We start from the raw sequence: 24,215 nt of genomic DNA on the forward strand, positions 1-24,215 counted from the left end.
CAACCAAACTGAAAGGCGGCGCGCCTCTACGACATACCCCGAGTCGTGACCTGAGAGTGCCACGCGGGCACCGGATCCGCCCGGTGGACACGGGCGTCCGGCCGCTCACTCGTCCGGCCGACCAGCCCGTTCCCGGCGCTCGGCCGCCACGGCACGGGCGACGTTGCCGTGGAGGTGGTCGGCACCGAGCCGTTCCATGACGCCGTCGAGCTCGAGCGTCGACCGCACCGAAGCCTTGAGCCTGGCCAGCCGCAGGACGACCCCGGAGTCCTCGGCCAGGTCGAGCACGTCGGCCAGCTTGGCCGACCCCTGGGAGTCGACGTAGTCGATGCCGCCGCAGTCCAGGACGATCCCCTTGACAGCCGGGTCCTCGTGGATGACCTCACGGACGCGGTCCTCGAGGGCGTCGGACGTGGCGAAGAACAGCCCGCCGTCCATCCGGATCACCACGATGCCGGGGACCGTCTCACCGTCGGGGTGGTCGGCGAGGTCGCGGTAGACGTCCGTGCCCGGCTCGCGTGCGAGCGTCGGGATGTGCGGTCGGGTGGAGACCTTGATGAGCCAGAAGATCGACAGCGCCACCCCGATGATGACGCCGGCCAGCACGCCGAAGACGAGCGCGCCGAGCAGCGCCGCGACGGCCACCGCGAAGTCGAAACGCTTGACACGGAAGAGGCGTCGCATCTCCGGGAGATCCATCATCCCCATGACGACGGCCTCGATGATGATGGCGGCCAGCACCGGCTTGGGCAGGTCGGAGAAGAGCGGCGCCAGGAGCAGCAGCGTCAGGAGGACCGCGAATCCCGTGGTGAGCGAGGCCAGCCCCGACTTGGCGCCGGAGTGGTCGTTGAGCGAGCTCGCCGACAGGCTGGTCGAGACGGGCATCCCCTGCAGGACGCCCGAACCGGCGTTGGCGAACCCCTGCGCGACCGACTCCTGGTCGATGTCGATCTGGTAGCGGTGCTTGGCGGCGAAGGCGCGCGCGTCGCCGGCGGTCTGGGAGAAGCCGATGAGCACCAGGGCGAAGGCCGCCACGGCCCCGACTCCGACGTGGTCCCACATCAGCTGCATGTCGGGCAGCACGAGGGTGGGCAGACCTCGCGGCACGTCTCCGACGAGGGCGACGCCGTGGTCACCCAGACCCAACAGCCACGAGGCGAGCAGACCGCCGACCACCAGCACGAGCGCACCCGGCACCTTCGGCGCGACGACGCGCAGACCGAAGACGACGGCCAGCGAGAGGACGCCCACCAGCACCGTCGTGCCGTGCGCGTCGCCGAGCGTCGTGAACCACGACCGCAGCTCCTGGAGCGGGTTGCTCCCCGACACCTTCGTGCCGGTGAGCTTGGGCAGCTCGCCGATGACGACGTCGATCGCGGCCCCGAAGAGGAATCCGGTGACGACGGCACGGGAGAGGAACTGGGCGATCCACCCCATCTTCAGCACCGCGACGAGCAGGTAGAGGACCCCGGACGCGAGGGTGATCCCCGCGACGAACGACGCGACGGCCTTCTCGTCGGCGATGCCGGCCGCGAGGACGGCGCTCGCCGCGACGGCCGCGAGTCCCGAGCTCGGCCCCACCGAGATCTGCCGGCTCGTGCCGAAGATCGCGTAGAGGATCGCCCCGGCGGCTGCCGCGTAGAGGCCGTTCTGCACGGGAATCCCTGCGATGCCGGCATAGCCGAGGTTCTTCGGGACGACGAGCGCGAGGACGGTGACGCCGGCGATGAGGTCTCCCCTGAGCCAGCTGCGGTCGTACGAGCGCAGCCAGCCGATGATGGGGATCCTGCTGACTCCAGAAGCTCGATCCGACATGAGCGCGCCGCCCTCCCGTCAGGCGCGCGGGCGACACCGGGGGCGGTGCGATCCATCACACGCCGGCTGACGCCTCCAGCATCGCAGCCGACGACGGAGCGCGCCGGGTATTCCGGCAGGCCGGTGCACAGTGCCCCCGGCAGGACTCGAACCTGCGACCAAGAGATTAGAAGGCTCTTGCTCTATCCGCTGAGCTACAGGGGCGGGTCGCCCGATCCGGGCGCCGTCCAATGATAGGCACCGCGAGGCGCCGCGCCGGCTCAGGTCACGGGCGAGCCGACGAAGTCACGACGGTGCGACGTGATCGCCTCGAGCAGCACCAACTCGCGCTCCGACGCCCCGTCCTCGGCGGTGCCGTGGACGAGCCGCGAGCGCAGCAGCGCCAGGTCGCTCGCGCTGTCCTGGAAGGCGTCCATCGACCGCTTCGCAGGGCGACCGCCGTTCTGCCGCGCCCAGGCCCGCGCCGCACGACGCAGCCGCAGGTGGGAGAGCATCGTGACCTCGGCGTGGGTGAGCCAGCCGGCGTCGGCGTACGGCGAGAGGTAGCGCCCGATGAGCCGACCCTCCCGCCGACGCAGCCAGAGGAGGAAGCCGATGAAGGCGAGGAAGAGCGGCACCTGGTAGGAGACGTACGCCGCGAAGAAGCCGTCCATCCCCGCGAGCGCCGAGAGGTTCCAGAGGCCGTGGAGCAGCATGGCGCAGAACCACCCGGCGAGGATCGAGACGATGCGCACCGCCGGACGTCGGGCGGACACGGCGATGCCGATCCCGATGCCGGTCAGCGACGTGAAGAGCGGGTGACCGAACGGACCCATGAGCCCACGGACGAGGAAGGTCGACGTCAGGCCCTCACCGCCGTACTCGTTGTAGGCCTGCCCGAGGTAGAGGATGTTCTCGCTGAAGGCGAAGCCCGCCCCGATGAGCCCGGCGTAGACGATGCCGTCGATGATCCCGTCGAACTCGCGCCGACGGAACAGGTAGATGAGCAGGATGCCGAGGCCCTTGAGCGTCTCCTCGGTGACCGGCGCGAGGTAGACGGCACCCGTCTCGAGCGGGTCGGTCCAGCGCGCCTCGACGAGCATCTTGAGGCCGAAGGTGTTGAGGAAGAAGGCACCGACGACGGCGACGAGCGCCCCCCAGAGGAAGGCGAAGACGATGTAGCGCGCCGGCTCCGCCTCGTAGCGGTCGAGCCAGAGGAAGGTCGGCACGATGACGAGCACCGGGATGATCGCCATGAGCGCCGACGTGACGATCGTCTGGGTCGTGAGCCGGTCGCCGAGGATGCCGAGCAGGATGAGCAGGCAGACGAGGAAGACCGACGCGGCGACGCCGATGGTGAGCGCGGTGCGCAGCATCGGTCGCCGGGTCGGGTTGCGCGCCGGGCTCCATTGCTGCTCCTGCCCGCCCGGGCTCGCGCCAGTCCCCTGTGTCGTCACGTCCCCTGAGGTCATGAGGGCAGGCTAGTGCAGCGCTGTGGCCGCCGACCGGGGCTCGTCCCCCTCAGCCCCTATGGTGGACCGGTGAGTGACACCAACCACCGAGCCATCGCTGACCGGATCATCTGGATCGACTGCGAGATGACGGGCCTGTCCCTGAAGTCCGACGCCCTCGTGGAGGTGGCCGCCCTCGTCACGGACTTCGAGCTCAACCAGCTCGGCGACGGCATCGACGTCGTCGTCAAGCCGCCGGACGAGGCCCTCGAGCAGATGGACGACTTCGTCCGCGACATGCACACGAGCTCGGGTCTCATCACCGAGCTCGACTCCGGGGTCACGCTCAAGGAGGCCGAGCACATCGTCCTCGACTACGTCCGCACCTTCGTCCCCGAGCCGCGCAAGGCCCCGCTCGGCGGCAACACCGTCGCGACCGACCGCGGCTTCCTGTCGCGCGACATGCCCGTGCTCGAGTCCTACCTGCACTACCGCATCATCGACGTCAGCTCGATCAAGGAGCTCTCGCGCCGGTGGTACCCCCGGGTCTACTTCAACGCCCCCAAGAAGTCCGGTGGGCACCGGGCGCTCGCCGACATCCGCGAGTCGATCGCCGAGCTGCGCTACTACCGCCAGGCGGTGTTCGTGCCGCAGCCCGGCCCCGACAGCGCCACCGCCAAGGCGCTCGCGTCGCCTCACGTCATCGAGCACTGAGCGCTCCGGAGCAGCCCTTCGGGCGATGACGTATGCCGTCAGCGGTGCCGTCGACGGGGTGGTCACGAGCACCTCACGAGAGCCTGTAGCATTGTCGACGCCGTGACACGGCGCCGAGCCCTCGGGCCCGGCTCGTGTTGTGCATGGTGGGTGTAGCTCAGCTGGTAGAGCACCTGGTTGTGGTCCAGGTGGCCGCGGGTTCAAGTCCCGTCACTCACCCCAACGGTCCTGCTCGTCAGGACGAACGCATGGCCCGGCTCCCCGAGGGGAGCCGGGCCGTGCTGCATCTCGGACCGGTCCCGGGCTGAGGCAGTCCGGCGCCGATAGGCTCGTGCCAGCCGCTCACACCGGCCCGCAGCCCGCAACGCTGCTCTGCGGTCGCTTCCCCGACGACCCCGAGGTGACCCATGAACGACCCGAGCGCGCCGTCGGTGGACGCGCGGTTCTCACCGTCTGCCGGTCAGACCCTGGGCGTTGAGTGGGAGATCGGTCTGCTCGACCCGGCCACGCTCGACCTCACCTCGCGCGCTGTCGAGCTGCTCGGCCTCGCCAACGGACCCGAGGACACCGGTCACGCCCGACCGACGAAGTCGCGGTCGACCGTGACGCAGGAGCTGCTGCGCAACACCGTCGAGATCGTCACGGGCATCTGCGCGAACGCCGAGGAGGCAGCCGCGGACCTCGCCGACGGACTGGGGCGCGTCCAGCGCGCGGCCTCCGAGCTCGACGTCCTGCTCTACGGCGGCGGCGCGCACCCGTTCGCCCGGTGGGAGGACCAGGAGGTCACCGAGGGCCAGCGCTACGCGACGCTCATCGACCGCACCCAGTGGTGGGGCCGGCAGATGGTGATCTTCGGGGTCCACGTCCACGTCGGCGTCCGATCCGCCGCGAAGGTCTGGCCCCTCGTCAACGCCCTGCTGACCTACCACCCGCACCTCACGGCGCTGTCGGCGTCCTCCCCCTACGGCTCGGGGGCCGACACCGGCTACGCGAGCAACCGCACGATGCTCTTCCAGCAGCTGCCGACAGCCGGCCTGCCCTTCCAGTTCGAGACGTGGGCGCAGTACCGCGCCTACCTCCACGACGTCTTCACGACCGGGGTCGTCACCGACGCGAGCGAGCTGCGCTGGGACGTCCGGCCGTCGCTGCGCCTCGGCACCATCGAGGTCCGGGCCTGCGACGGCTTCTCGCGCCCGCAGGACGTGGCCGCCGTCGCCGCCCTCATCCACTGTCTCGTCGCCCACCTCGAGCACCAGCTCGACGAGGGCGTCCTCGCCCGCCCGCTGCCCCCGTGGCACGTGCAGGAGAACAAGTGGCGGGCGGCCCGCTACGGGCTCGACGCGATCATCATCCGCGACGCCGACAACACCGAGGTCCACGTCGTCGACGACATCCACGACCTCCTCGAGCAGCTGCAGCCGACCGCGCGGCGCCTCGCGTGCACGCGTGAGCTCGCAGGGATCGAGGACATCCTGCGCGACGGCGCGGGCTACCAGCGGATGCGCGCGGCCGTCATGGACGACGGCACCGGCGACCTGAGGGCCGCCGTGCGCGCCATGCTCGTATCAGACGGCCGGTGACGTCCGCGGCGGCCCGGCGGGAAAGCTCGTCCGCTACTCCCCGACCGTCGCCATCGCCGTGCGTGCGGTCTCGCCGTCAGTGTCGGGCGGGAGCACCGTGAGGACGAGCCTGCCGTAGTTGCTCAGTGACAGCAGGACGTGGTCGGGGAAGCGACTGTGCTCGAACCAGCCGAGGTGCGTGATCCCGATCGGGCTGCGCACCGTGCGAGGTCCGTCCTCCCACCCGGCACGCTCGTAGCCGAACCGTGCGATCCGAGCGCGGGTGCGGTCGTGCACGGCGACGTCGAGCAGCGGCACCTCCACTCGGAGGTCGCTCGACCTCGGCCACCACACGCCGTCGGAGGCACTCACCCCCGGATGGGGCGACAGGGCGAGGCGACTCGTGAGCTCGTCGAGCGGCGGCCCGGCCGCGGCCTTCGGGAGGGAGGTGTCGATGGGCGGGGACAGGGGCATGGCGTTCACGGTGGCTCCTCCGGGAGCATGACGAGATGGGTGGCCGCGGCTCGCTCGTCACTTCCTGCCCTGGAGGACCGACGCCGCGCAAGGGTCGGGCCTCTGCTGCCGACGGGGCACCCTGACCGGGTGACCCTGTCTCCACTTCAGCGTACGCCCGCGGCGACGCACCGGCGCCTCCGCGGCATACCGCACAATGGGGTCATGCTCATGGGGAACAAGAAGGCCCAGCGGATCACGGTCGGTGTCATCATCGGTGTCATCGTCGTCAGCCTCGCGCTGTCACTCATCTCGACGGCGAGCGCGACCCCGTAGTCACGCGAATCCGCCCGCAGCACCGGGTCGCCCGGTCGCTGCGAGGGTCCTGGTGCGGGGCTCGGGACACCTCCGAGCGACCGATTTTGTCCCTGCGCGGGACGGCTGCTAACGTTTCCCCTCGTTGCGCCGCTAGCTCAATTGGCAGAGCAAGTGACTCTTAATCACTGGGTTCGGGGTTCGAGTCCCTGGCGGCGCACTTCAAGACCCCCGTTCGGAGCGATCCGGACGGGGGTCTTCCCTTTGTCCCTCTTGATTCGCGTATCAGGCTGACAGCGCCGCGCCTCCCTTGGACGATGGAGGTTCCACCCGGGGCGCGGGTGACCGCGTCGCCGGCTCGAGGGGAGATGCGATGAGCGGCTGGGACGACGAGCTGGACCGAGGCGACCAGGGCGAGCGGGAGGTCACACCCGACCTGCCGTGGACCGAGGAGCCACCACCCCCGGGCGGCGGCGACCGCGGCGTCACGGTGCGCGGGCCGGGAGCGAGCGTCGGCAAGGCGCGCGCCTTCACGACGTACCTTCCCGTCGGGATGTGCTGCAACTTCGTGTGGAACTGCATCGCCGCTCCGCACACCTTCGGGCTGGCCGACGCCAACGCCGCCTGGGCACGCGCGGCGCAGCGCCGCGGTGGCACCGACGCCCCTGCGGGCGCCCCCGTCTACTGGGCGGGCGGCAAGCACGGCCACATCGCCCTGTCCGTCGGCGCGGGCCGGGTCCGTTCGACGGACTGGCCCGCCAAGGGCAAGGTCGGCGAGGTCGACATCGACGTGATCACGAAGGCCTGGGGCATCACCTACCGAGGCTGGTCGGCAGACTTCGCCGGCACCGCGATCCCCGGGCTGGGCGCGGGCCAGACCGCGCTGGCCGGTGGTGGCGGCGGCGCCGTCGACGACGAGGCGATCCGGCCGGGCAAGCGCAACCCCTCGGTCCGGCGCTTCAACCAGGCGCTGTGGGACTCGATGCCCGCCGACTACCGCGCCTCTCACCAGAAGGCGTGGATGAGCGAGGCCTCCGACCTCTACGGACCGGTGTCGCAGCAGGTCTGCTTCGACAAGTACGTCATGCTCAACCAGAAGGACGCGAAGAAGTGGCCGCTGCCGAGCAAGCCGGTGTGGCCCGGTCCGGGACTGCTGCGCAAGCTCGGGCTGCGCCCCGACTGACGCCCGACCGACGCCCGACCGATGCCCCGACCGACGGAGCGAGCCTCAGAGGTAGAGGCCGGTCTGGCCGTCCTCGACGCGTCGCGCCGCGACGGCGTGGATGTCGCGCTCGCGGAGCAGGACGTAGTCCCTGCCGTGCAGCTCGACCTCGCCGCGGTCCTCCGGGTCGAAGAGGACGCGGTCGCCCAGCTCGACCTGGCGCACGTTGACGCCGGTGGCGACGACCTCGCCCCACGCGAGGCGCTTGCCCACCGACGCGGTCGCGGGGATGAGGATGCCGCCGCCGGAGCGCCGCTCGCCCTCGTTCTCGAGGGAGACGAGGACGCGGTCGTGCAGCATCCGGACGGGCAGTCGGGCCGCCGCTGCGGCAGCATCCTTCCTGGCCACGGCAGTGGGTGGGCCGGCCGGCCGGATCAGCGCCGGCGACGCAGGAGGCCGACGGCGACCACGACGACGACGGCTGCCGCCACGACGGCGCCGATGCGCTCGATGCGCAGCTCGCCGTCCTCGGTGTGGGTGGCCGCGGCGAGGCGCAGCCTGAGGCCCTGCACCTGACGCTGGGCGATGACCTGCGGCTGGGCGCGGTAGGCCAGCTCGTTGACGGTGCCCTCGAGGCGCGCGCGGGCGGCCTGGATGTCCTGCTCGATCCGTGCGGTGTCGCTCATCTGGCTTCCTTTCGGGGGACGGTTGCGACTCTAGTCGGCGATGCCGAGGTCGCGACGGAGCTTGGCCACGTGGCCGGTCGCCTTGACGTTGTAGAACGCATGGCGGACCTTGCCCTCCTCGTCGACGACGAACGTCGACCGGATGACGCCCTCGACGGTCTTGCCGTAGAGCTTCTTCTCACCCCAGGCGCCGTATGCCGTGTGGACCGCGAGGTCCTCGTCGCTGAGCAGCGGGATGGTGAGGTGGTCGCGCTCGCGGAACTTCGCCAGCTTGGCCGGCTTGTCCTTGGAGATGCCGACCACCTCGTAGCCGTCCCTCTTCAGCGAGTCCAGCGACTCGCTGAAGTCGCAGGCCTGCTTGGTGCAGCCCGGCGTCATGGCGGCCGGGTAGAAGTAGACGATGACCTTGCGGCCCGCGAAGTCGGCGAGGCTGACGGTCTGGCCGGTGTCGTCGGTGAGGCTGAAGGCAGGCGCCTGCTCGCCGGGCTCGAGTCGTGCGGTCACGATCTGCTCCTTCGTCGTCATGTCTGCCGGGCTCGTACCCGGTCCGGACACGAGGTCGGTCCGGCTGGTGCGGACGGCGGGACTCGAACCCGCACACCTAGGGCACAGGAACCTAAATCCTGCGTGTCTACCAGTTCCACCACGTCCGCTCGCGGGGTGCGCGGCCCCCACTGTAGTTGGCGGCGCCCGGGTATCAGGAGCCGCCGTCCGCGCTCCGTCTCCCATGACCCACGGACGAGGAGGTGCGTCATGGACAGGACGAACGCATCGGTCGGGGCCGCGCTCGACACGACGACGTGCCCGGAGTGCGGAGCCCTCGCCGAGGTGACGGAGCGCACGGTGCTCGAGAGCACCGACGGGCCCGTCGAGCACGCACGGGTCCTCTGCGTGGCCCGGCACTGGTTCCTCCTGCCGGCCGCGTCCCTGTCGAGCCCACCCGCACGCTCACCGGTCAGGACTAGCCTGCGCTCATGAGGCGCAACATCGGCACGGGCGGTCCGTGGGAGGGCGTCGTCGGCTACTCGCGGGCCGTCCGCGTCGGGGACACCGTGCACGTGGCGGGGACCACGGCGATCCGCGAGGGCCGGGTCGTCGCGCCCGGCGACGCGTACACGCAGGCCAAGGTCGCGCTCGAGATCGTCGTCGAGGCGCTCGCCGAGTGCGGGGCCTCGCCCGCGGACGTCGTGCGGACCCGGATGTTCGTCACCGACATCCGTGACTGGGAGTCGGTGGGTCGCGCGCACGGCGAGGTCTTCGCCGACGTGCGGCCGGCCTCGACGATGGTCCAGGTGACCGCCCTCATCGACCCCGACCTGCTCGTCGAGATCGAGGCCGAGGCCGTCGTCGGCTCAGGGACCCCCGGCGTCACTCCACCCTGACGTTGACGACGTGGATGCCGGTGGCGCCGTCGGGTGCGGGCGGCTCCTCGAGCGGCGACTGCACCTGCCCCTTGGCGTCGTAGGCGCGCACGCGGATGTCGTGGCTGCCCGGCGTCGCGTCCCACTCGTAGACCCACTGGCGCCACGTGTCGATGCTCGCGTCGGCGGCGAGGCGAGCCTCGGTCCAGGGCTGCTGGTCGACCTGCACCTCCACCTTGGAGATGCCGGTGTGCTGCGCCCACGCGACCCCGGCGACGGCGACCGTGCCGGCCTTGACGCTCGCCCCGGCCTTGGGGACGTCGATGCGCGAGGCCGTCTTGATCGGTCCGGTCGACGACCAGCCACGCGGCGTCCAGTAGGCCACGTCGGCGGCATACGTCGTCACCTTGAGCTCGGTGACCCACTTCGTCGCCGAGACGAAGCCGTAGAGGCCCGGCACGACGACACGCACGGGAAAGCCGTGCTCGAAGGGCAGCGGCTCGCCGTTCATCCGGATCGCGAGCAGGGCGTTGCGGTCGTCGGTGAGCGCGCCGAGCGGGGTCGAGGCGGTGAAGCCGTCGATGCTCGTCTGGAGCACCATGTCGGCACCGGCCTTGGGGCCGGCCATTGCGAGGAGCTCGCGCACGGGCCAGCCGGTCCAGACGGCGTTGCCGACGAGGTCGCCCCCGACCTCGTTGGAGACGCACGTCAGGGTGACCAGCGCCTCTTGCATCTGCTTGCCCTGCAACGTCTTCCAGTCGATCTCGACCTCACGGTCGACCATGCCGGTGACCTTGAGCTTCCAGTCGTTGGCGTCGATGCGCGGCACGACGATCGCCGTGTCGATGCGGTAGAAGTCGGCGTTCGGGACGATGTACGGCGTCAGACCCGGCACCTTGAGCTCGGCGCCGGCGGGGATGGCGAGCTTCGTGCCCTTGAGCGGCGTGCTCTTGAGCGCGTCGCGCGAGACCGTGGCGGCCGCCGAGTCGCCCCCGAGGTAGCTGCCGGCGTATGCCGCGACGGCGCCGACCGCTCCCCCGATAACCCAGCGTCGGCCGGGACCGGCAGCGCCCGTCACGCTGGACGAGGGGGCCGAGGCGCGGCTGAGGAACCAGATCCCGGCTGCGGTGCCGAGGATCGTCGGCAGGACGTCTGCCGGGCCGGCGCCCGGACGGGTGAGCACCGCGGCCGCGCCGACGACCCCGACGACGGCGAAGACGACGAGGCCGGCGACGAGGTGGCGGCTCGCGAGCACGCCGACCGCGGCACAGGCGAGGGCGAGCACGACGACGGTGCCGACGAGCAGGGCCCGCTTGTCGTTGGTGCCGAAGGTCGCGATGGCATAGTCCTTGAGCCACGGCGGCGTCCGGTCGATGAAGGCCCCGCTGACCGCCGCGATGGGGGCCGGCTGGCCCGAGGACTGGCCGACGGCCGTCAGCAGCGCTGCGGCGAGCGTCGCGAGCCCGACCGTGAGCAGCCCGGCCACCAGCCCGTCGACGGCGCCCCACCAGAGCGGACGGGCCGGCTGCTGTGGGGCGGTCTCGGGACGGGTCGCCGGGCTGGTGGTGGTCATGGCCTCAGGTGCTCCTTCAGGTGTGGCACGAGTGCACGGAAGGCGAGCGCCCGGTGCGAGACGTGGTTCTTCTCGTCGGCGTCGTACTCCGCCAGTGTGCGTTCGTTGCCGTCCGGCTGGTCGGATGGCAGGAAGATCGGGTCGTAGCCGAAGCCGTTGGTGCCCCGCGGCTCGCGGCCCACGGTGCCGGGGAAGCGCCCGAGCTCCGCGGCCGAGCGTCCGTCCGGCAGCACGATGGCAGCGGCACAGACGAAGGCGGCGGCGCGGTGCTCGTCCCGGACGTCGCCGAGCTGTGCGAGGAGCAGCTCGAGGTTGGCGCGGTCCCCGCCCCCACCGGACCAGCGGGCACTGAAGATGCCGGGCGAGCCGCCGAGCACGTCGACGGCCAGGCCGGAGTCGTCGGCGAGGGCGGGCAGGCCCGTCACGTGGGCCGCGGACGCAGCCTTGAGGATGGCGTTCTGCTCGAAGGTGACGCCGTCCTCGACGACGTCCGGCGCGTCGGGGAAGCCGTCGAGACCGACGATCTCGAGCCCGAGGTCGGCGCTGACGTCGGCGAGGATCTCGCGAAGCTCCTCGAGCTTGTGGGCGTTGCGCGTGGCGAGGACGACCTGCGTCACGGGGCGACCTCCCCGGCCAGGGCGGCGTGCTGCCGGTCGGTGAGGTCGGCGCAGCCCTTCGTGGCGAGGTCGAGCAGCTGGCCGAGCAGGTCGCGGTCGAAGGGCGCACCCTCGGCAGTGCCCTGGACCTCGATGAAGCGGCCGTCGCCGGTCATGACGACGTTCATGTCGGTCTCGGCGGTCGAGTCCTCGGGGTAGTCGAGGTCGAGGACGGCACGGCCCTCGACGATGCCGACGGAGACGGCTGCGACCGAGCCGGTCAGCGGCTGGGCCTTCTTGCCGATGAGGCCCTGGGAGCGGGCGTGCTCGACGGCGTCGGCCAGGGCGACGTACGCGCCGGTGATGGCGGCGGTGCGGGTGCCACCGTCGGCCTGCAGCACGTCGCAGTCGAGGACGATGGTGTTCTCGCCCAGGGCCTTCGTGTCGATGACAGCGCGCAGGCTGCGCCCGATGAGGCGGCTGATCTCGTGGGTGCGGCCGCCGATGCGGCCCTTGACGCTCTCGCGGTCGGAACGGGTGTTGGTGGCGCGGGGCAGCATGGCGTACTCGGCGGTGACCCATCCGGTGCCCTTGCCCTTGAGCCAGCGCGGGACGCCCTCCGTGAAGGACGCCGCGCACAGCACGCGCGTGCGCCCGAACTCGACGAGGACGCTGCCCTCCGCGTGGTCGAGCCAGTTGCGGGTGATCCGCACCTCTCGGGTCTGGTCGGGGGCACGGCCGTCATGTCGGTCAGTCATGCCCACGAGGCTAGCCATGACTCCACGCTAGGCCTCAATCGCGGGTGCGGGGACGGGCCCGGACGGCTCGTTCGTGAACCGTAAGGACCCGTCCCCGCGGCGCGATGACGGGCCGATCAGTCGAGCGTCTCGGCCGAGAGTCGCTCGACCTCGTCGGCCGACAGCTCGAGGTCGACGGCCTGCACCGAGTCCTGGATGCTCTCCGGACGGGAGGCGCCCGGGATGGGCACGACGGTCGGCGCGAGCGCCAGCTCCCATGCGAGGGCCACCCGCTGCGGGCTCACGTCGTGGGCCTTCGCCACCTCCGCGAACGCGTCGTGCCGGCTCCCGAGGTCACCAGCCCTGCTGATGCCGCCCAGCGGGCTCCACGGCAGGAAGGCGATGCCGAGCTCGGCGCACAGGTCGAGCTCCGCGCGGCTGCTGCGGAAGGCCGGCGAGAACTGGTTCTGCACCGACACGAGGCGGCCGCCGAGCACGTCCTGCGCCTCGCGGATCTGGGCCGGGTCGACGTTGGAGATGCCGGCCATCTCGATGACGCCGTCGTCGAGCAGGTCCACGAGCGCACCGACGGACTCGGCATACGGCACGTCGGGGTCGGGCCGGTGGAACTGGTAGAGCCCGATGGCCTCGCCGCCGAGCCGCTGGAGCGAGGCCTTGGCGGCCTCCTTGAGGTGGTCGGGGCGGCCGTTCTGGGTCCAGGACCCGTCCCCCGGGCGCAGGTGCCCACCCTTCGTGGCGACGAGGACGTCAGCCGCGCTGCCGGACCACGACGAGAGCGCCTTGGCGATGAGAGACTCGTTGTGGCCCACCTCGCCGGCGTCACGGTGGTAGGCGTCGGCCGTGTCGATGAGGGTCACGCCGGCGTCGAGCGCGGCGTGGATGGTCCGGATCGAGCGGTCCTCGTCGGGCCGCCCCTCGATGGACATCGGCATGCCGCCGAGACCGATCGCGCTGACCTTCCTCGATCCGATGGTTCGCTGCTGCAACGGTGCCTCCTTGGTTCGGTCGTTCCGGTCGTCGGCGGACGTCCGGCGACTGCCGGGCGCGCGACGCACCGTCACGGTCCATACCCGGCTTCGGGGGCCGTCACCCGCGGCCGGATCCGTCAGAGGCGGTAGGTGGCGTCCGGCTCGGCGAGCTCGACGCAGCCCGGCCACACCGCGGCAGCCTCCGCCCGACACACCTCGGCGTCGTTCCAGGCCGGGATGTGGGTCAGCATGAGGCGACGCACTCCCCCGGCCCGGACGGCCGCCTCGGCGGCGCGGCGACCCGAGAGGTGGATGTCGGGCACCGTGTCGCGGCCCTCGACGAAGGCCGAGTCGGCGAGCACGAGGTCGGCGCCCGTCATGAGCTCGTCGAGCTGGTCGCACGTGTCGGTGTCGCCGGTGTAGGCGAGCACACGACCGTCGGCCTCGACCCGGAAGCCGTAGGCCTCGACCGGGTGGTTGACGTGCACCGGCGTGATCGTGAACGGCCCGACCGTCACCGGCTCGCGGTGGCGCAGATCGTGGAAGTCGAAGACGGACAGGACGCCCTCGGCCTCGCCACCGCCGTAGGCGCGGGCGAGGTGCACTCCGGTGCCCGCGGGCCCCCAGACCGGCATCGTCGCGCGCCCGGGACCGCCGGGGAGGTAGCGCATCATGACGTAGAGCCCGCACATGTCGATGCAGTGGTCGACGTGCAGGTGGCTGAGCAGCACCGCGTCGACGGCATACGGCTCGATGTGGCGCTGCAGGGCGCCGAGGGCGCCGTTGCCGAGGTCGAGCACGATGCTCCACGTGCGACCCTCGTGCTCGGTGCGGACGAGGTAGGACGAGGCGGGCGAGCGTGGACCCGCGAAGGATCCCGAGCACCCGACGATCGTGACGTCCACGTGACGAGCCTAGGTGCCGGCACCGACTCCGGCCCGGCGACATGGCGTCGGGTGCGTCACACCGTGCCGTCCGGGCGCCGGCCTTCGTCGTCGTCGACGTCCTCCTCGAGGTCGTCCTCGACGTCGTCGTCGTCGTATGCCGCCACGGCGTCACGCAGGTCGGTTCCCATGAGCGCGTGGGTGAGGGTCTCCTGAAGCCAGGTGAGGAAGTCGTACCACGCCATCGCGTAGCCGAGCGGGTCGTCGTCGTCGATGTCGTCCATCGCGGCGTGCAGCGCCTCGGCGTCCTCCTCGGTGCGCATGCCCATGCGTTCCCCGAGCAGCAGGCGCACGTCGGTGAGCGCCATGAGGAAGGCCGGCGCCTGCGCCTCGTCGAGCACGACCCGGTTGCCGACGGCCCCGTCGACGCACGCGAGCGCGACGTCGAGGTTGCCGCTCTTGCGCTGGCGCAGGCCCTCCTCGGTGAGGCGACGGAACTCGGCCGCGATCTCGTCGTCACCGCGATGGGCCGTCGGCAGGAGCCGGTCGAGAGCCGGGTCGCGGTCGTCGAGCGACGCCGAGTCGGTCTGCTGGTCGGCTGCGCTCAGCGACAGGCCCATGGACGCCACGAGGTCGTCGAACGCGTCACCCGTCGGCTCGATCTCGGGCGAGAGCAGCAGGCGCGTCTGCTGCATGAGCCCGAGGAGCACCGTGCGCTCGGTGGACTCGAGGAGCGCGACGTAGTGGTCCTGCTCGCGCAGGAAGGCGCGGGCCATCAGCTGTCCTTCTCGAACGTGGCCCAGAGACCGTAGCCCTGCAGCGCCTCCGCGTCGCGCTCCATCGACTCGCGGGGGCCGTTGGAGACGACCGCACGGCCCTTGACGTGCACGTCCATCATCAGCTTCTCCGCCTTCGGACGGGCGTAGCCGAAGTAGGTCTCGAAGACCCACGTCACGTACGTCATGAGGTTGACGGGGTCGTTCCAGACGATCGTCACCCACGGCACGTCGGGTGCGACGACCTCGTCCGTGGAGGTCACCTCCTGCTCGGCGGGAGCGAGGGAGAGGGTGGCTGCGGTCACAGGGCCACCCTAGGTCCACCGAGGGCGCGGGGCAGACGGTCCCCGAGGCCCGCGACACCTAGGGTGGGCACGTGAGCCCGACGAGCCCTCGCGCCGCGAGCACGGCGCTGCTGACCGACCACTACGAGCTGACGATGCTCCAGGCCGCCCTCGCCTCGGGCGAGGCGCACCGGCGCTGCGTCTTCGAGGCGTTCGCCCGCCGGCTGCCCGACGGCCGCCGCTACGGGGTCATCGCGGGAACGGGCCGGGTGCTCGAGGCGCTCGAGCAGTTCCGCTTCGGCGACGACGAGCTGCGCTTCCTCTCCGACCGCAAGGTCGTCGACCGGGCCACCGTCGACTGGCTCGCCGACTACCGCTTCTCCGGGGACGTCAGCGGCTACGCCGAGGGCGAGTGCTACTTCCCGCAGTCACCGGTGCTCGTCGTCGAGTCCACCTTCGCCGAGGGCGTCATCCTCGAGACTCTCGTGCTCTCGATCCTCAACCACGACACGGCGATCGCGTCCGCTGCCTCGCGCATGACGACCGCCGCCGTGGGCAGGCCCTGCATCGAGATGGGCTCACGACGCACCCACGAGGAGTCGGCCGTCGCGGCCGCTCGCGCGGCCTACGTCGCCGGGTTCGACGCGACGAGCAACCTCGAGGCCGGGCGTCGCTACGGCGTGCCCACGACGGGCACGGCCGCGCACGCCTTCACCCTCCTCTACGACTCGGAGAAGGAGGCCTTCACCGCGCAGGTCGAGTCGCTCGGCAAGGGCACGACCCTCCTCGTCGACACCTACGACGTGCGGACGGCCGTCGCTCTCGCCATGGAGATCGCCGGGCCCGGCCTGGGGGCGGTCCGGCTCGACTCGGGCGACCTGCTCATCCTGGCCACCGAGGTGCGCGCCCAGCTCGACGCGGCGGGCAACACCGACACCCGGATCATCGTCACCTCCGACCTGGACGAGTACGCCATCGCGGGCCTGGCTGCCGGACCCGTCAGCGGCTACGGCGTCGGCACGGCCCTCGTGACCGGCTCCGGGGCCCCCACGGCATCCATGGTCTACAAGCTCGTCCAGCGCGAGGACGCGTCCGGGCAGATGCAGGGCGTCGAGAAGAAGAGCAAGGACAAGACGTCGGTCGGGGGTCGCAAGTGGGCCATGCGGCGCCTTCGCGACGACGGGATCGCGCAGGCCGAGGTCATCGGCATCGGTGAGCAGCCGCGCGACGACGGCAACGACCGCCGGCTCATGATCGACCTCGTCCGCGCCGGCGAGGTCGTCGACCACCAGGACATCCACGAGGCCCGCGCCCGCCACGAGGCCTCGCGCGCGGAGCTGCCCCGGGCGGCGGCCCAGCTGTCGCGAGGCGAGCCCGTGATCCCCACCGTCTTCGAGAAGGACTGAGCCATGGCCGGACCCACGCATGCCGACGGCGCACGGGCGCTGATCATCGTCGACGTCCAGAACGACTTCTGCGAGGGCGGGTCCCTCGCCGTCACCGGCGGTGCCGACGTCGCCCGCGAGGTGAGCGAGCACGTGGGCCGGCACGCCGCGGACTACGACCACGTCGTCGTGACCGCCGACTGGCACGTCGACCCAGGACCGCACTTCTCGTCGACCCCCGACTTCGTCGACTCGTGGCCGGTGCACTGCGTCGCAGGCAGCGAGGGTGCCGAGTTCCACCCGAGGCTCGCCGGCGCCCTGGGTCACGTCGAGGCGGTCTTCCGCAAGGGCGAGCATGCCGCTGCCTACAGCGGATTCGAGGGACGGTCGGTCGACGACCAGCACAGCACCCTTGCCGCATGGCTCACCGAGCGCGGCGTCTCCCGCGTCGACGTCGTCGGCATCGCCACCGACCACTGCGTGCGGGCCACCGCGGCCGACGCGCAGCGTGAGGGCTTCGAGACCACCGTGCTGCTCGACCTCACCGCGGGAGTCTCCAGGTCTACGACCGACGCGGCCCTCGCAGAGCTGCGCGAGGAGGGTATCCGGCTGCTCGGCACACCACGGGTCGGCGGCTGACCCCGCCCCTCCCACTCGAGTGAGCGCCACGTCCCATCTGCGTTGGTTCACAAGGGAATTCGCTCTCACTCGACTGGGGCTGAGCGCTCACTCGACGGGAGGAGGGTGAGGGGGTCAGCGGAGGACGGCTCGGAGGGTGCGGGCGGCGTGCTCGAGCCGCGGACCCACGGTGCGCACGTCGAGCGGCTCGAGCGAGACGACACCGACCGAGGCCTCGACGCCACCCGGTGCCGGGTCGGTGCGGGTCGACAGCGACACCGCGAGCCCGTGCGCCCCCGCCTGCAGCTCCCCGTCGGTGCCGACGACGCCGCGCTCCCCCGTCCGGCCCGCGAGGATCGCCCGTCCCGCAGCGCCCTGGTCGAGCCGGTGCCGGGCGCCGGAGCGGTAGGCGACGTGGACGTCGGTCCACGACGGCTCGACGACGACGAGAGCCAGGGCCTCGTCGCCTTCGGCGATGGTCAGGTGTGCCGTCGCCCCCACGGCGTCGGCGAGCTCGCGCAGCACGGGCCGGGCCTCGCTGCGCACGACGGGAGTCACGGCCGAGGCGAGTCGGCTGATCCCCAGCGCGAGACGCACCCGCCCGTCGGATGCCCGGGAGACGAGGTGGTGGTCCTCGAGGGTCGTCACGAGGCGGTAGACGACCGGCCGTCCGACGCCGAGGCCTGCCGCGAGCTCGGTGATCGTCAGACCGGCCGACCCCTCGGTGCCCGCCAGCGTCTCGAGGACGCGGATACCGCGGTCGAGGGTCTGGGAGGACTCACCTCGAGGGGCGGCCGGACCGGGCACGCGGTCAGCCCTCGGAATGGGCGCCGCCGGGCGTCCTCGCGTGGCCGGCCCCCTTGGACCACGACATCGCGTAGAGGCCGTCGTCGACGGCCACACCGCCCTCACCGAGCTCGAGCGGACGGAACGTGTCGACCATGACGGCGAGCTCGTCGAAGCTCTCGACGCCGATCGAGCCCTCGGTCGCACCGGGCTGCGGGCCGTGCGGGTGGCCGCCCGGGTGCACCGAGACCGACCCCTTGCCGATGCCCGATCCCTTGCGGGCCTCGTAGTCGCCGTCGACGTAGAACATGATCTCGTCGCTGTCGACGTTCGAGTGGTAGTAGGGAACGGGGATCGCGAGCGGGTGGTAGTCGACCTTGCGGGGCACGAAGTTGCAGATGACGAAGTTCCAGCCCTCGAAGACCTGGTGCACGGGCGGCGGCTGGTGGACGCGGCCGGTGATCGGCTCGAAGTCGCGCACGTTGAAGACGTAGGGGTAGAGGCAGCCGTCCCAGCCGACGACGTCGAGCGGGTGGAACGGCAGCGTGTGGATCGTGCCGACGACGCCACCCGGGCCGTTGCCGCGGTGCTTGATGTAGACGTCGGTCTCCTCGTCGGGGCTCGCGCCGACGTCCTGGGCGAGCAGCGGACCCTCGGGCTGGCGCAGGTCGCGCTCGCAGTAGGGGGCGTGCTCGAGGAGCTGGCCGTACTTGCTGAGGTAGCGCTTGGGCGGCGCGATGTGGCTGTTCGCCTCGATGCAGTACGCCCGCAGCGGCTCGTCGCCGGAGACCTCTGGGAGCCATCGGTGCGTCGTCGCCCTGGGGATGATGACGTAGTCGCCCTCGGCGACGTCGAAGGCGCCGAAGACCGTCTCGACGCGAGCCCGGCCGCGCTCGACGTAGACGCACTCGTCGCCGATCCCGTTGCGGTACCACGGGCTCGGCGCGCCGGCAACGGCATACGAGATGCGCACGTCGCCGTTGCCGAGGACGAGGCGGCGCCCCGTGACGACGTCGGTGCCCTCGACGGACGCGGCGTCGAAGAGGTCATGGAGCTTGAGGTGCCGAGGTGTCAGCGGGTGGTTCGGCGTCGTCGACTGGTCAGGCACCTCCCAGACGGCGGAGCCGACCGTCGTCGAGGGGATGTTGCGGTGGTAGAGCAGCGAGCTGTCGGAGCTGAAGCCCTCCTCGCCCATCAGCTCCTCGTAGTAGAGCTCGCCCGGGGCGCTCCCGGCGCCGGGTCGGCGGTGCTGGGTGTGCCGCTTGGGCGGGATGCTGCCGACCGACTGGTAGTGCGCCATGGGCGAGGGCCTCTCCGTCGAGCGCGTCCGATGAGCGGACGCTGGTGTATCGCTATTGCAACAGTGGAGTACGCTCCCGGTCATGTCAAGGACGCCGTTCGCGCCCCTCTTCGACCGCCTCGTCGACGACGCCGCGGTCTTCCCGCCAGGGCTGGCCCCGCTCGACGTGGCCGTGCGCGAGCACCTCGACCGACGCGCGGGTCCGTATGCCGTCCACATCGGGCCGCTGCTCGTCCCCGCCGCGTCGGCGGGCGAGCTCGCAGCCTTCGCCGCCACGGACCCCCGCACCGCCCAGGCACCGCTCGAGGTCAGCCTCGTCGTGCGCCCCGGCAGCCCGGCGCGGCCCCTCGTCGACGCGCTCGCCTCGCTGCGCGACGACGAGCGGGTGCTCGTCACGGCAGCCGAGCTCGGGTGGTCACCCGAATGGCGGCAGGTCCTCGACGCCGAGATCCCTGTCGTCGTCGAGGTGGGCCTCGGGGACGACCAGGCTCGCGGCCTCGACGACATCGCTGCCGCCGTCGACGAGGAGCACGACGTGACGGCGAAGTTCCGCACCGGGTCGACCCCGACGTGGCCGTGGCCCGACGAGGCGACGCTCGGCGGCTTCCTCGACGCCGTCGTGCTGCACGGCCTCCCGTTCAAGCTGACCGGAGGCCTGCACCACGCGGTCCGGGGCAACCACGGCGGCGAGCCGATGCACGGGCTGCTCAACGTCCTGCTCGCGACGCACGAGGCGCTGGGCGGTGCCGAGGCGCACGACCTGGCCGGCATCCTCGCTCGTCACCACGCCGAGGTGCTCGTCACTGCTGTCTCGAGCCTGCCCACGGAGGACGCGGAGCAGGTCCGCGAGAGCTTCACCGCCTACGGCTGCTGCGGCGTGCTCGACCCCCTGACCGAGCTCGAGGCACTCGGGCTGATCACCACCGAGGAGTCCCACGCATGACGCCGCCCACCCGGCCGAGCACCTGGCTCGACGTCCCCGCCGACCACCCCTTCGGCATCGACACCCTTCCCTACGGCGTCTTCAGCACGGCCGGCGACCCGGACCGGCGCGTCGGGGTGCGCATCGGTGACCTCGTGCTCGATGCCGGCGCGGTAGCGGCGATCGGCCGCGACGCCGGGCTCGTGGGTGACGGACCCGATCTCGCGACGGCCTGGCAGACGCCGAGCCTCAACGCCTTCCTCGCCCTCGGCCGCCCGGCGTGGACCGTCGCCCGGGAGTGGCTGACCGAGGTGCTCCGCGACGAGGTGCACCGCGACGGCGTCTCGCCGCACCTGCACCCCGTGGAGGAGGTCACGCTCCACCTGCCCGTCGACGTCGCCGACTACGTCGACTTCTATGCGAGCGAGGACCACGCGAGCAACGTCGGCCAGATCTTCCGCCCGGACAACGCCGCGCTCCCACCCAACTGGAAGCACCTGCCCATCGGCTACCACGGCCGCGCCGGCACCGTCGTCGTGTCGGGCACCGACGTCGTCCGCCCGACGGGCCAACGCAGGGGCCCGAACGACCCCACCCCCGTGTTCGGCCCGAGCATCCGCCTCGACATCGAGGCGGAGCTCGGCTACGTCGTCGGCGGCGCGACCGCTCTCGGGTCACGGGTCTCGGTCGACGACGCGCCCGACCACCTCTTCGGCGTCGTCGTCCTCAACGACTGGAGCGCCCGCGACATCCAGGCCTGGGAGTACGTGCCGCTGGGCCCGTTCCTCGGCAAGTCCTTCGCCACGTCGGTCTCCGCGTGGGTCACCCCGCTCGAGGCGTTGACCGCGGCCCGCGTTCCCCTTCCGGGACAGTCTGATCCGGAGCTGCTGCCGTATCTGCGCGGTGACGCCTTCGGCCTCGACGTGCACGTCGAGGTCAGCCTCAACGGCACGGTCGTCTCGCGCCCCGAGCACGCCGGGATGTACTGGTCGCCGGCACAGATGCTCGCGCACCTCACCGTCAACGGCGCCTCCCTGCGTGACGGCGACCTCTTCGGCTCGGGCACGATCAGCGGCCCGACGCGCGACACCCGGGGCAGCCTGCTCGAGCTGACGTGGAACGGCACGGAGCCGCTGACGCTCGCCGACGGCACGACCCGCGGCTTCCTCGAGGACGGCGACACGGTCACCATGACGGCCTGGGCGCCGGGACCGGACGGCTCGCGCATCGGCCTCGGCGAGGTCACCGGCACCATACGACCCGCCCGCTGAGGGCTCTGGGGGCCGGCCTCAGTGGATGACGACCGGCGCCGCCTCGGCCTGGTCGTCGAGGAAGTGCGACTCCTCGTGCTTGCGGGGCAGGAACGACGCCGGGATCAGCGTCAGCGCCACGAGGATCGCAGCGACGAGGAAGGTGGCTCCGAACGCGTCGGCGGCCTCGGCCAGGCCCTGTTGCACCGCGGCCGGCCCGCCGACGTCGTCGACGAGGGTCGGGTCGTGCAGCGCCGCGATGGCCGGGCCGGCCAGCGCCGAGGCACTGAGGTAGTTCGTGAAGACCACGGAGATGACGGCGACACCGACCGAGCTCGCGATCTGCTGGGTGATGTTGAGCAGCGTCGAGCCACGCGCCACCTGGTGGCTCTGCAGCGTCTTGAGCGCCGAGGTCATGAGCGGCATCATCGTGCCGCCCATGCCGAGACCCATGACGAAGAGCACCGGGACCATGAAGCCCCAGTACGGGGTGTCGACACCCACCTGAGTCAGCGCGAACATCCCGCCCGTGATGGCCAGCAGCCCGAAGGGCACGATGCGGCCCACCGGGATGCGGTCCGAGAGGGCGCCCGCGATCGGCATCGTCACCATCGCGCCGAGGCCCTGGGGCACCATGAGGAACGCCGCGTGGAGCGTGTCGAGTCCCCGCACCTGCTGGAGGTAGGTCGGCACGAGCAGCAGGCCACCGAAGAAGGCCGCGGCGAAGAGGAACATCGTGATCGTCGCGACGCTGAGGCGGCGGTTGCGGAAGAGCCGCAGGTCGAGCAGCGGGTGCTCGGGCCGGAAGCTGTAGAAGACGAAGGTGACGAGCATGACGAGCCCGATGCAGAGCGGGACGAGCACCTTCGTGGAGATGATCGTGCCCTCGCCGGGGATCGAGCTGATGCCGTAGAGGAAGAGCGCCAGGCCGGGCGACATGAGCAGCATGCCGACGACGTCGAAGGACTCGGAGGGCTCAGGGGCATCGGACGGCAGGGCCCACAGGGCGTAGAGCGCCGCGACGATGCCGATCGGGACGTTGATGAGGAAGATCCAGTGCCAGCTCGCGACCTCGATGAGCCAGCCACCGAGGATGGGTCCGAAGATCGGGCCGAGCAGCATCGGGACACCGAGGATCGCCATCAGCCGGCCCATCCGGGCCGGGCCGGCGGCGCGCGTCATGATCGTCATGCCGAGCGGCATGAGCATGCCCCCGCCGAGTCCCTGCAGCACGCGGAAGCCGATGAGGAACTCGATCGACCCGGCGGTGGCACACAGGGCCGAGCCGGCGGTGAAGAGCGCGACGGCGAGGACGTAGAGCCGCTTCGTGCCGAACCGGTCGGCGGCCCAGCCCGTGAGCGGGATGACCGTCGCGAGCGCGAGGGTGTAGGCCGTCACCGTCCACGCGACGGTGGAGTAGGGCAACGGCTGCTCGGGGCTCTCGGCGAAGACCGTCTGGAAGGTCGGCAGGGCGATGTTGACGACGGTGATGTCGAGGATCGACATGATCGCCCCGAGCACGACGACGCCGGCGATCTTGAGGACCGGCCCGTCGATCTTGTCGGGGTAGCTGGGCTGGCTGGTGGCGCTGGGAGCAGACACGATGACTCCGGGGGACGAGGGGTGCGCGACGGCATCGGCGCCGTGGGCGCGGGACTACCCGCGCAGTCTCCATTGTCGCGCCGACCACCGACGACGGCGCAAGGGAGTTACGCCGCCGGCCGAGCCGTCAGGGCATCAGCCCTGCTTGCGCGGCTGCTTCCCCTCGACGACCTGGGTGCTCGCGACCTTGTCGTGCAGGGCCTGGCGCTTGTCGTCCCACAGCGGCCAGAGGCCGTCGAGCAGGGACAGGAAGGGGACGAACTGACCGGCCAGCGGGACGAGGCGACGCATGACTGCGGTGCCCAGCGGCAGCGGGCCGGGCTCGGCGGCACGGCGGACGCTGATGCCGAGCGCCATCTTGCCGGGGGTCTGAGCGATCGTCGTCCAGAACACGAGGCAGTAGGCCGTCGCCACGAGCCACAGGAAGAGCGAGAACTGCACTGCGGGTCCGGTGAGCTCGTTCTGGATCTCGACGAGGCGCGCCTGGTCGCCGGCCTGGGCGGCGGTCACCATCTGGGAGAAGAGCTCGGACAGTCGAGGCGTCGCGAACCACGAGATGATCCCGCCGACGACGGCGAGGATGAGCCCGTCGACGACCCACGCCGCAAAACGCTTGCCCCACGGGGCGAGGGGCACCCCGTCGGCGGTGGTCTTGATGTTGTGCATCCACTGCGTGTTGGCGGGGGCCTGCTGGTAGTAGCTCTGCTGCGCCGGTGACTGGGTCTGCCAGCCGCTGCCCTGCGGCATCGGTGTCGTCGGCGTCGGGACGCCGGTGCGGTCCGGCGGGACCTGTCCCTGCGGGCTCTGCGGGCTCTGGTGCGGCAGGCCGATGGTGCTCTGCGCGATGGTCGGCGACTTCTTCGGGGCGGTGTGGTTGGTCCACGACACGCCGTCCCAGTAACGGAGCATGTCGGTGTTGCTGGGGTCGTCGTACCACCCGGAGGGCTGCTGGCTCATGCCCCAACTGTGCCACGGCATCGGCGTTCCCAGACCAGCGGCGCCCCGACTGGTGGCGGGT

At 71.4% G+C, this 24,215-nt stretch carries 26 protein-coding genes and 4 tRNA genes; 11 read left to right on the forward strand and 19 right to left on the reverse strand.

The features are described from left to right. Positions 1 to 105: 105 nt before the first annotated feature. The 3 genes from AC1DW8_RS15255 to AC1DW8_RS15265 form a co-directional block, all read right to left on the reverse strand. On the reverse strand, positions 106 to 1,815 hold the full coding sequence (locus AC1DW8_RS15255) for a SulP family inorganic anion transporter (RefSeq protein WP_056775852.1): 1,710 nt from the start codon (positions 1,813 to 1,815) through the stop codon (positions 106 to 108). A 131-nt stretch (positions 1,816 to 1,946) separates the two neighbouring features. Beyond that, positions 1,947 to 2,019, reverse strand: a tRNA-Arg gene (locus AC1DW8_RS15260). Positions 2,020 to 2,075: 56 nt separating this feature from the next. Further along, entirely contained in the window at positions 2,076 to 3,266 is a 1,191-nt protein-coding gene (locus tag AC1DW8_RS15265) for a PrsW family intramembrane metalloprotease (RefSeq protein WP_478095071.1), read from the reverse strand. A 69-nt stretch (positions 3,267 to 3,335) separates the two neighbouring features. On the opposite strand from AC1DW8_RS15265, the gene orn reads away from it, so the two are divergent. The 3 genes from orn (at position 3,336) to AC1DW8_RS15280 (ending at position 5,539) form a co-directional block, all read left to right on the forward strand. Next, positions 3,336 to 3,959 carry an oligoribonuclease gene (orn, locus tag AC1DW8_RS15270; RefSeq protein ID WP_200959189.1) on the forward strand — a complete coding sequence of 208 codons (624 nt, stop codon included), beginning with the start codon at positions 3,336 to 3,338 and terminating at the stop codon, positions 3,957 to 3,959. A gap of 146 nt (positions 3,960 to 4,105) precedes the next feature. Then, positions 4,106 to 4,181: transfer RNA gene (locus tag AC1DW8_RS15275), tRNA-His, on the forward strand. Positions 4,182 to 4,366: 185 nt separating this feature from the next. Further along, a complete protein-coding gene (locus AC1DW8_RS15280; RefSeq protein WP_056775848.1) occupies positions 4,367 to 5,539 on the forward strand; it encodes a glutamate--cysteine ligase in 1,173 nt (390 codons plus the stop codon). Between the two features lie 33 nt (positions 5,540 to 5,572). On the opposite strand, the gene AC1DW8_RS15285 is transcribed toward AC1DW8_RS15280, so the two are convergent. After that, a complete protein-coding gene (locus AC1DW8_RS15285) occupies positions 5,573 to 5,992 on the reverse strand; it encodes a DUF5994 family protein (RefSeq protein ID WP_478095138.1) in 420 nt (139 codons plus the stop codon). A 441-nt stretch (positions 5,993 to 6,433) separates the two neighbouring features. On the opposite strand from AC1DW8_RS15285, the gene AC1DW8_RS15290 reads away from it, so the two are divergent. Together AC1DW8_RS15290 and AC1DW8_RS15295 are read left to right on the forward strand one after the other, a co-directional pair. After that, positions 6,434 to 6,506, forward strand: a tRNA-Lys gene (locus AC1DW8_RS15290). Positions 6,507 to 6,659: 153 nt separating this feature from the next. Beyond that, a complete protein-coding gene (locus tag AC1DW8_RS15295) occupies positions 6,660 to 7,469 on the forward strand; it encodes a hypothetical protein (protein ID WP_478095074.1) in 810 nt (269 codons plus the stop codon). A gap of 45 nt (positions 7,470 to 7,514) precedes the next feature. Here the strand turns inward: AC1DW8_RS15295 and AC1DW8_RS15300 are convergent, their stop codons facing one another. From AC1DW8_RS15300 to AC1DW8_RS15315, 4 genes are all read right to left on the reverse strand, one after another. Beyond that, positions 7,515 to 7,808, reverse strand: coding sequence for a GroES family chaperonin (locus AC1DW8_RS15300; protein WP_478095139.1), 294 nt, complete (start codon positions 7,806 to 7,808; stop codon positions 7,515 to 7,517). 74 nt (positions 7,809 to 7,882) lie between these two features. After that, positions 7,883 to 8,134: a DUF3618 domain-containing protein gene (locus AC1DW8_RS15305; RefSeq protein WP_056775840.1), complete on the reverse strand. Its 252-nt coding sequence runs from the start codon at positions 8,132 to 8,134 to the stop codon at positions 7,883 to 7,885. 30 nt (positions 8,135 to 8,164) lie between these two features. Next, entirely contained in the window at positions 8,165 to 8,638 is a 474-nt protein-coding gene (gene bcp, locus AC1DW8_RS15310; RefSeq protein WP_478095076.1) for a thioredoxin-dependent thiol peroxidase, read from the reverse strand. Between the two features lie 65 nt (positions 8,639 to 8,703). After that, positions 8,704 to 8,787 (reverse strand) — tRNA-Leu (locus AC1DW8_RS15315). A 100-nt stretch (positions 8,788 to 8,887) separates the two neighbouring features. On the opposite strand from AC1DW8_RS15315, the gene AC1DW8_RS15320 reads away from it, so the two are divergent. Continuing rightward, complete coding sequence (locus tag AC1DW8_RS15320) at positions 8,888 to 9,112, forward strand: hypothetical protein (protein WP_056827139.1); 225 nt, start codon at positions 8,888 to 8,890, stop codon at positions 9,110 to 9,112. Further along, positions 9,109 to 9,516: a RidA family protein gene (locus tag AC1DW8_RS15325; protein ID WP_056775837.1), complete on the forward strand. Its 408-nt coding sequence runs from the start codon at positions 9,109 to 9,111 to the stop codon at positions 9,514 to 9,516. Before AC1DW8_RS15320 ends, AC1DW8_RS15325 begins: the two co-directional genes overlap by 4 nt. On the opposite strand, the gene AC1DW8_RS15330 is transcribed toward AC1DW8_RS15325, so the two are convergent. The 7 genes from AC1DW8_RS15330 to clpS all read right to left on the reverse strand — a co-directional run bounded on the left by AC1DW8_RS15330 (position 9,503) and on the right by clpS (position 15,355). After that, positions 9,503 to 11,068: a molybdopterin-dependent oxidoreductase gene (locus AC1DW8_RS15330; RefSeq protein ID WP_478095079.1), complete on the reverse strand. Its 1,566-nt coding sequence runs from the start codon at positions 11,066 to 11,068 to the stop codon at positions 9,503 to 9,505. The two genes, AC1DW8_RS15325 and AC1DW8_RS15330, sit on opposite strands and share 14 nt — an antisense overlap. After that, on the reverse strand, positions 11,065 to 11,685 hold the full coding sequence (gene rdgB / locus AC1DW8_RS15335; protein ID WP_056775834.1) for an RdgB/HAM1 family non-canonical purine NTP pyrophosphatase: 621 nt from the start codon (positions 11,683 to 11,685) through the stop codon (positions 11,065 to 11,067). The genes AC1DW8_RS15330 and rdgB overlap by 4 nt, the downstream gene beginning before the upstream one ends. Further along, entirely contained in the window at positions 11,682 to 12,422 is a 741-nt protein-coding gene (gene rph / locus AC1DW8_RS15340) for a ribonuclease PH (RefSeq protein WP_056775832.1), read from the reverse strand. The genes rdgB and rph overlap by 4 nt, the downstream gene beginning before the upstream one ends. 116 nt (positions 12,423 to 12,538) lie before the next feature. After that, on the reverse strand, positions 12,539 to 13,408 hold the full coding sequence (locus tag AC1DW8_RS15345; protein ID WP_478095082.1) for an aldo/keto reductase: 870 nt from the start codon (positions 13,406 to 13,408) through the stop codon (positions 12,539 to 12,541). Between the two features lie 119 nt (positions 13,409 to 13,527). Next, the gene (locus AC1DW8_RS15350; RefSeq protein WP_056775830.1) at positions 13,528 to 14,295 is read right to left on the reverse strand and encodes an MBL fold metallo-hydrolase; all 768 of its coding nucleotides are present in this window, start codon (positions 14,293 to 14,295) and stop codon (positions 13,528 to 13,530) included. A gap of 56 nt (positions 14,296 to 14,351) precedes the next feature. After that, positions 14,352 to 15,050 (reverse strand): DUF2017 domain-containing protein, encoded by a 699-nt coding sequence (locus AC1DW8_RS15355; protein WP_478095084.1) that lies wholly within the window; start codon positions 15,048 to 15,050, stop codon positions 14,352 to 14,354. Next, on the reverse strand, positions 15,050 to 15,355 hold the full coding sequence (clpS, locus tag AC1DW8_RS15360; protein WP_056775827.1) for an ATP-dependent Clp protease adapter ClpS: 306 nt from the start codon (positions 15,353 to 15,355) through the stop codon (positions 15,050 to 15,052). Before clpS ends, AC1DW8_RS15355 begins: the two co-directional genes overlap by 1 nt. A gap of 71 nt (positions 15,356 to 15,426) precedes the next feature. Here clpS and AC1DW8_RS15365 point away from each other — a divergent pair, with 71 nt between their 5' ends. Both AC1DW8_RS15365 and AC1DW8_RS15370 read left to right on the forward strand, forming a co-directional pair. Continuing rightward, entirely contained in the window at positions 15,427 to 16,740 is a 1,314-nt protein-coding gene (locus AC1DW8_RS15365; RefSeq protein WP_478095086.1) for a nicotinate phosphoribosyltransferase, read from the forward strand. Positions 16,741 to 16,743: 3 nt separating this feature from the next. Then, positions 16,744 to 17,358, forward strand: a complete 615-nt coding sequence (locus AC1DW8_RS15370; RefSeq protein ID WP_478095088.1) for an isochorismatase family protein — start codon at positions 16,744 to 16,746, stop codon at positions 17,356 to 17,358. Positions 17,359 to 17,472: 114 nt separating this feature from the next. Here the strand turns inward: AC1DW8_RS15370 and AC1DW8_RS15375 are convergent, their stop codons facing one another. Further along, positions 17,473 to 18,144 (reverse strand): IclR family transcriptional regulator, encoded by a 672-nt coding sequence (locus AC1DW8_RS15375; RefSeq protein WP_478095091.1) that lies wholly within the window; start codon positions 18,142 to 18,144, stop codon positions 17,473 to 17,475. Between the two features lie 4 nt (positions 18,145 to 18,148). Then, the gene (locus AC1DW8_RS15380) at positions 18,149 to 19,423 is read right to left on the reverse strand and encodes a cupin domain-containing protein (protein WP_478095093.1); all 1,275 of its coding nucleotides are present in this window, start codon (positions 19,421 to 19,423) and stop codon (positions 18,149 to 18,151) included. An 82-nt stretch (positions 19,424 to 19,505) separates the two neighbouring features. Between AC1DW8_RS15380 and AC1DW8_RS15385 the strand changes: the two genes are divergently transcribed. Together AC1DW8_RS15385 and fahA are read left to right on the forward strand one after the other, a co-directional pair. After that, on the forward strand, positions 19,506 to 20,366 hold the full coding sequence (locus AC1DW8_RS15385) for a hypothetical protein (RefSeq protein ID WP_478095094.1): 861 nt from the start codon (positions 19,506 to 19,508) through the stop codon (positions 20,364 to 20,366). Next, positions 20,363 to 21,616 (forward strand): fumarylacetoacetase, encoded by a 1,254-nt coding sequence (fahA, locus tag AC1DW8_RS15390; protein ID WP_478095096.1) that lies wholly within the window; start codon positions 20,363 to 20,365, stop codon positions 21,614 to 21,616. Before AC1DW8_RS15385 ends, fahA begins: the two co-directional genes overlap by 4 nt. Positions 21,617 to 21,634: 18 nt before the next feature. On the opposite strand, the gene AC1DW8_RS15395 is transcribed toward fahA, so the two are convergent. Next, positions 21,635 to 23,197 (reverse strand): DHA2 family efflux MFS transporter permease subunit, encoded by a 1,563-nt coding sequence (locus tag AC1DW8_RS15395; protein WP_056775814.1) that lies wholly within the window; start codon positions 23,195 to 23,197, stop codon positions 21,635 to 21,637. A 135-nt stretch (positions 23,198 to 23,332) separates the two neighbouring features. Further along, positions 23,333 to 24,154 carry an RDD family protein gene (locus tag AC1DW8_RS15400; RefSeq protein ID WP_056827129.1) on the reverse strand — a complete coding sequence of 274 codons (822 nt, stop codon included), beginning with the start codon at positions 24,152 to 24,154 and terminating at the stop codon, positions 23,333 to 23,335. Positions 24,155 to 24,215: the final 61 nt, after the last annotated feature.

The organism is Terrabacter sp. P2_E3, assembly GCF_056403915.1.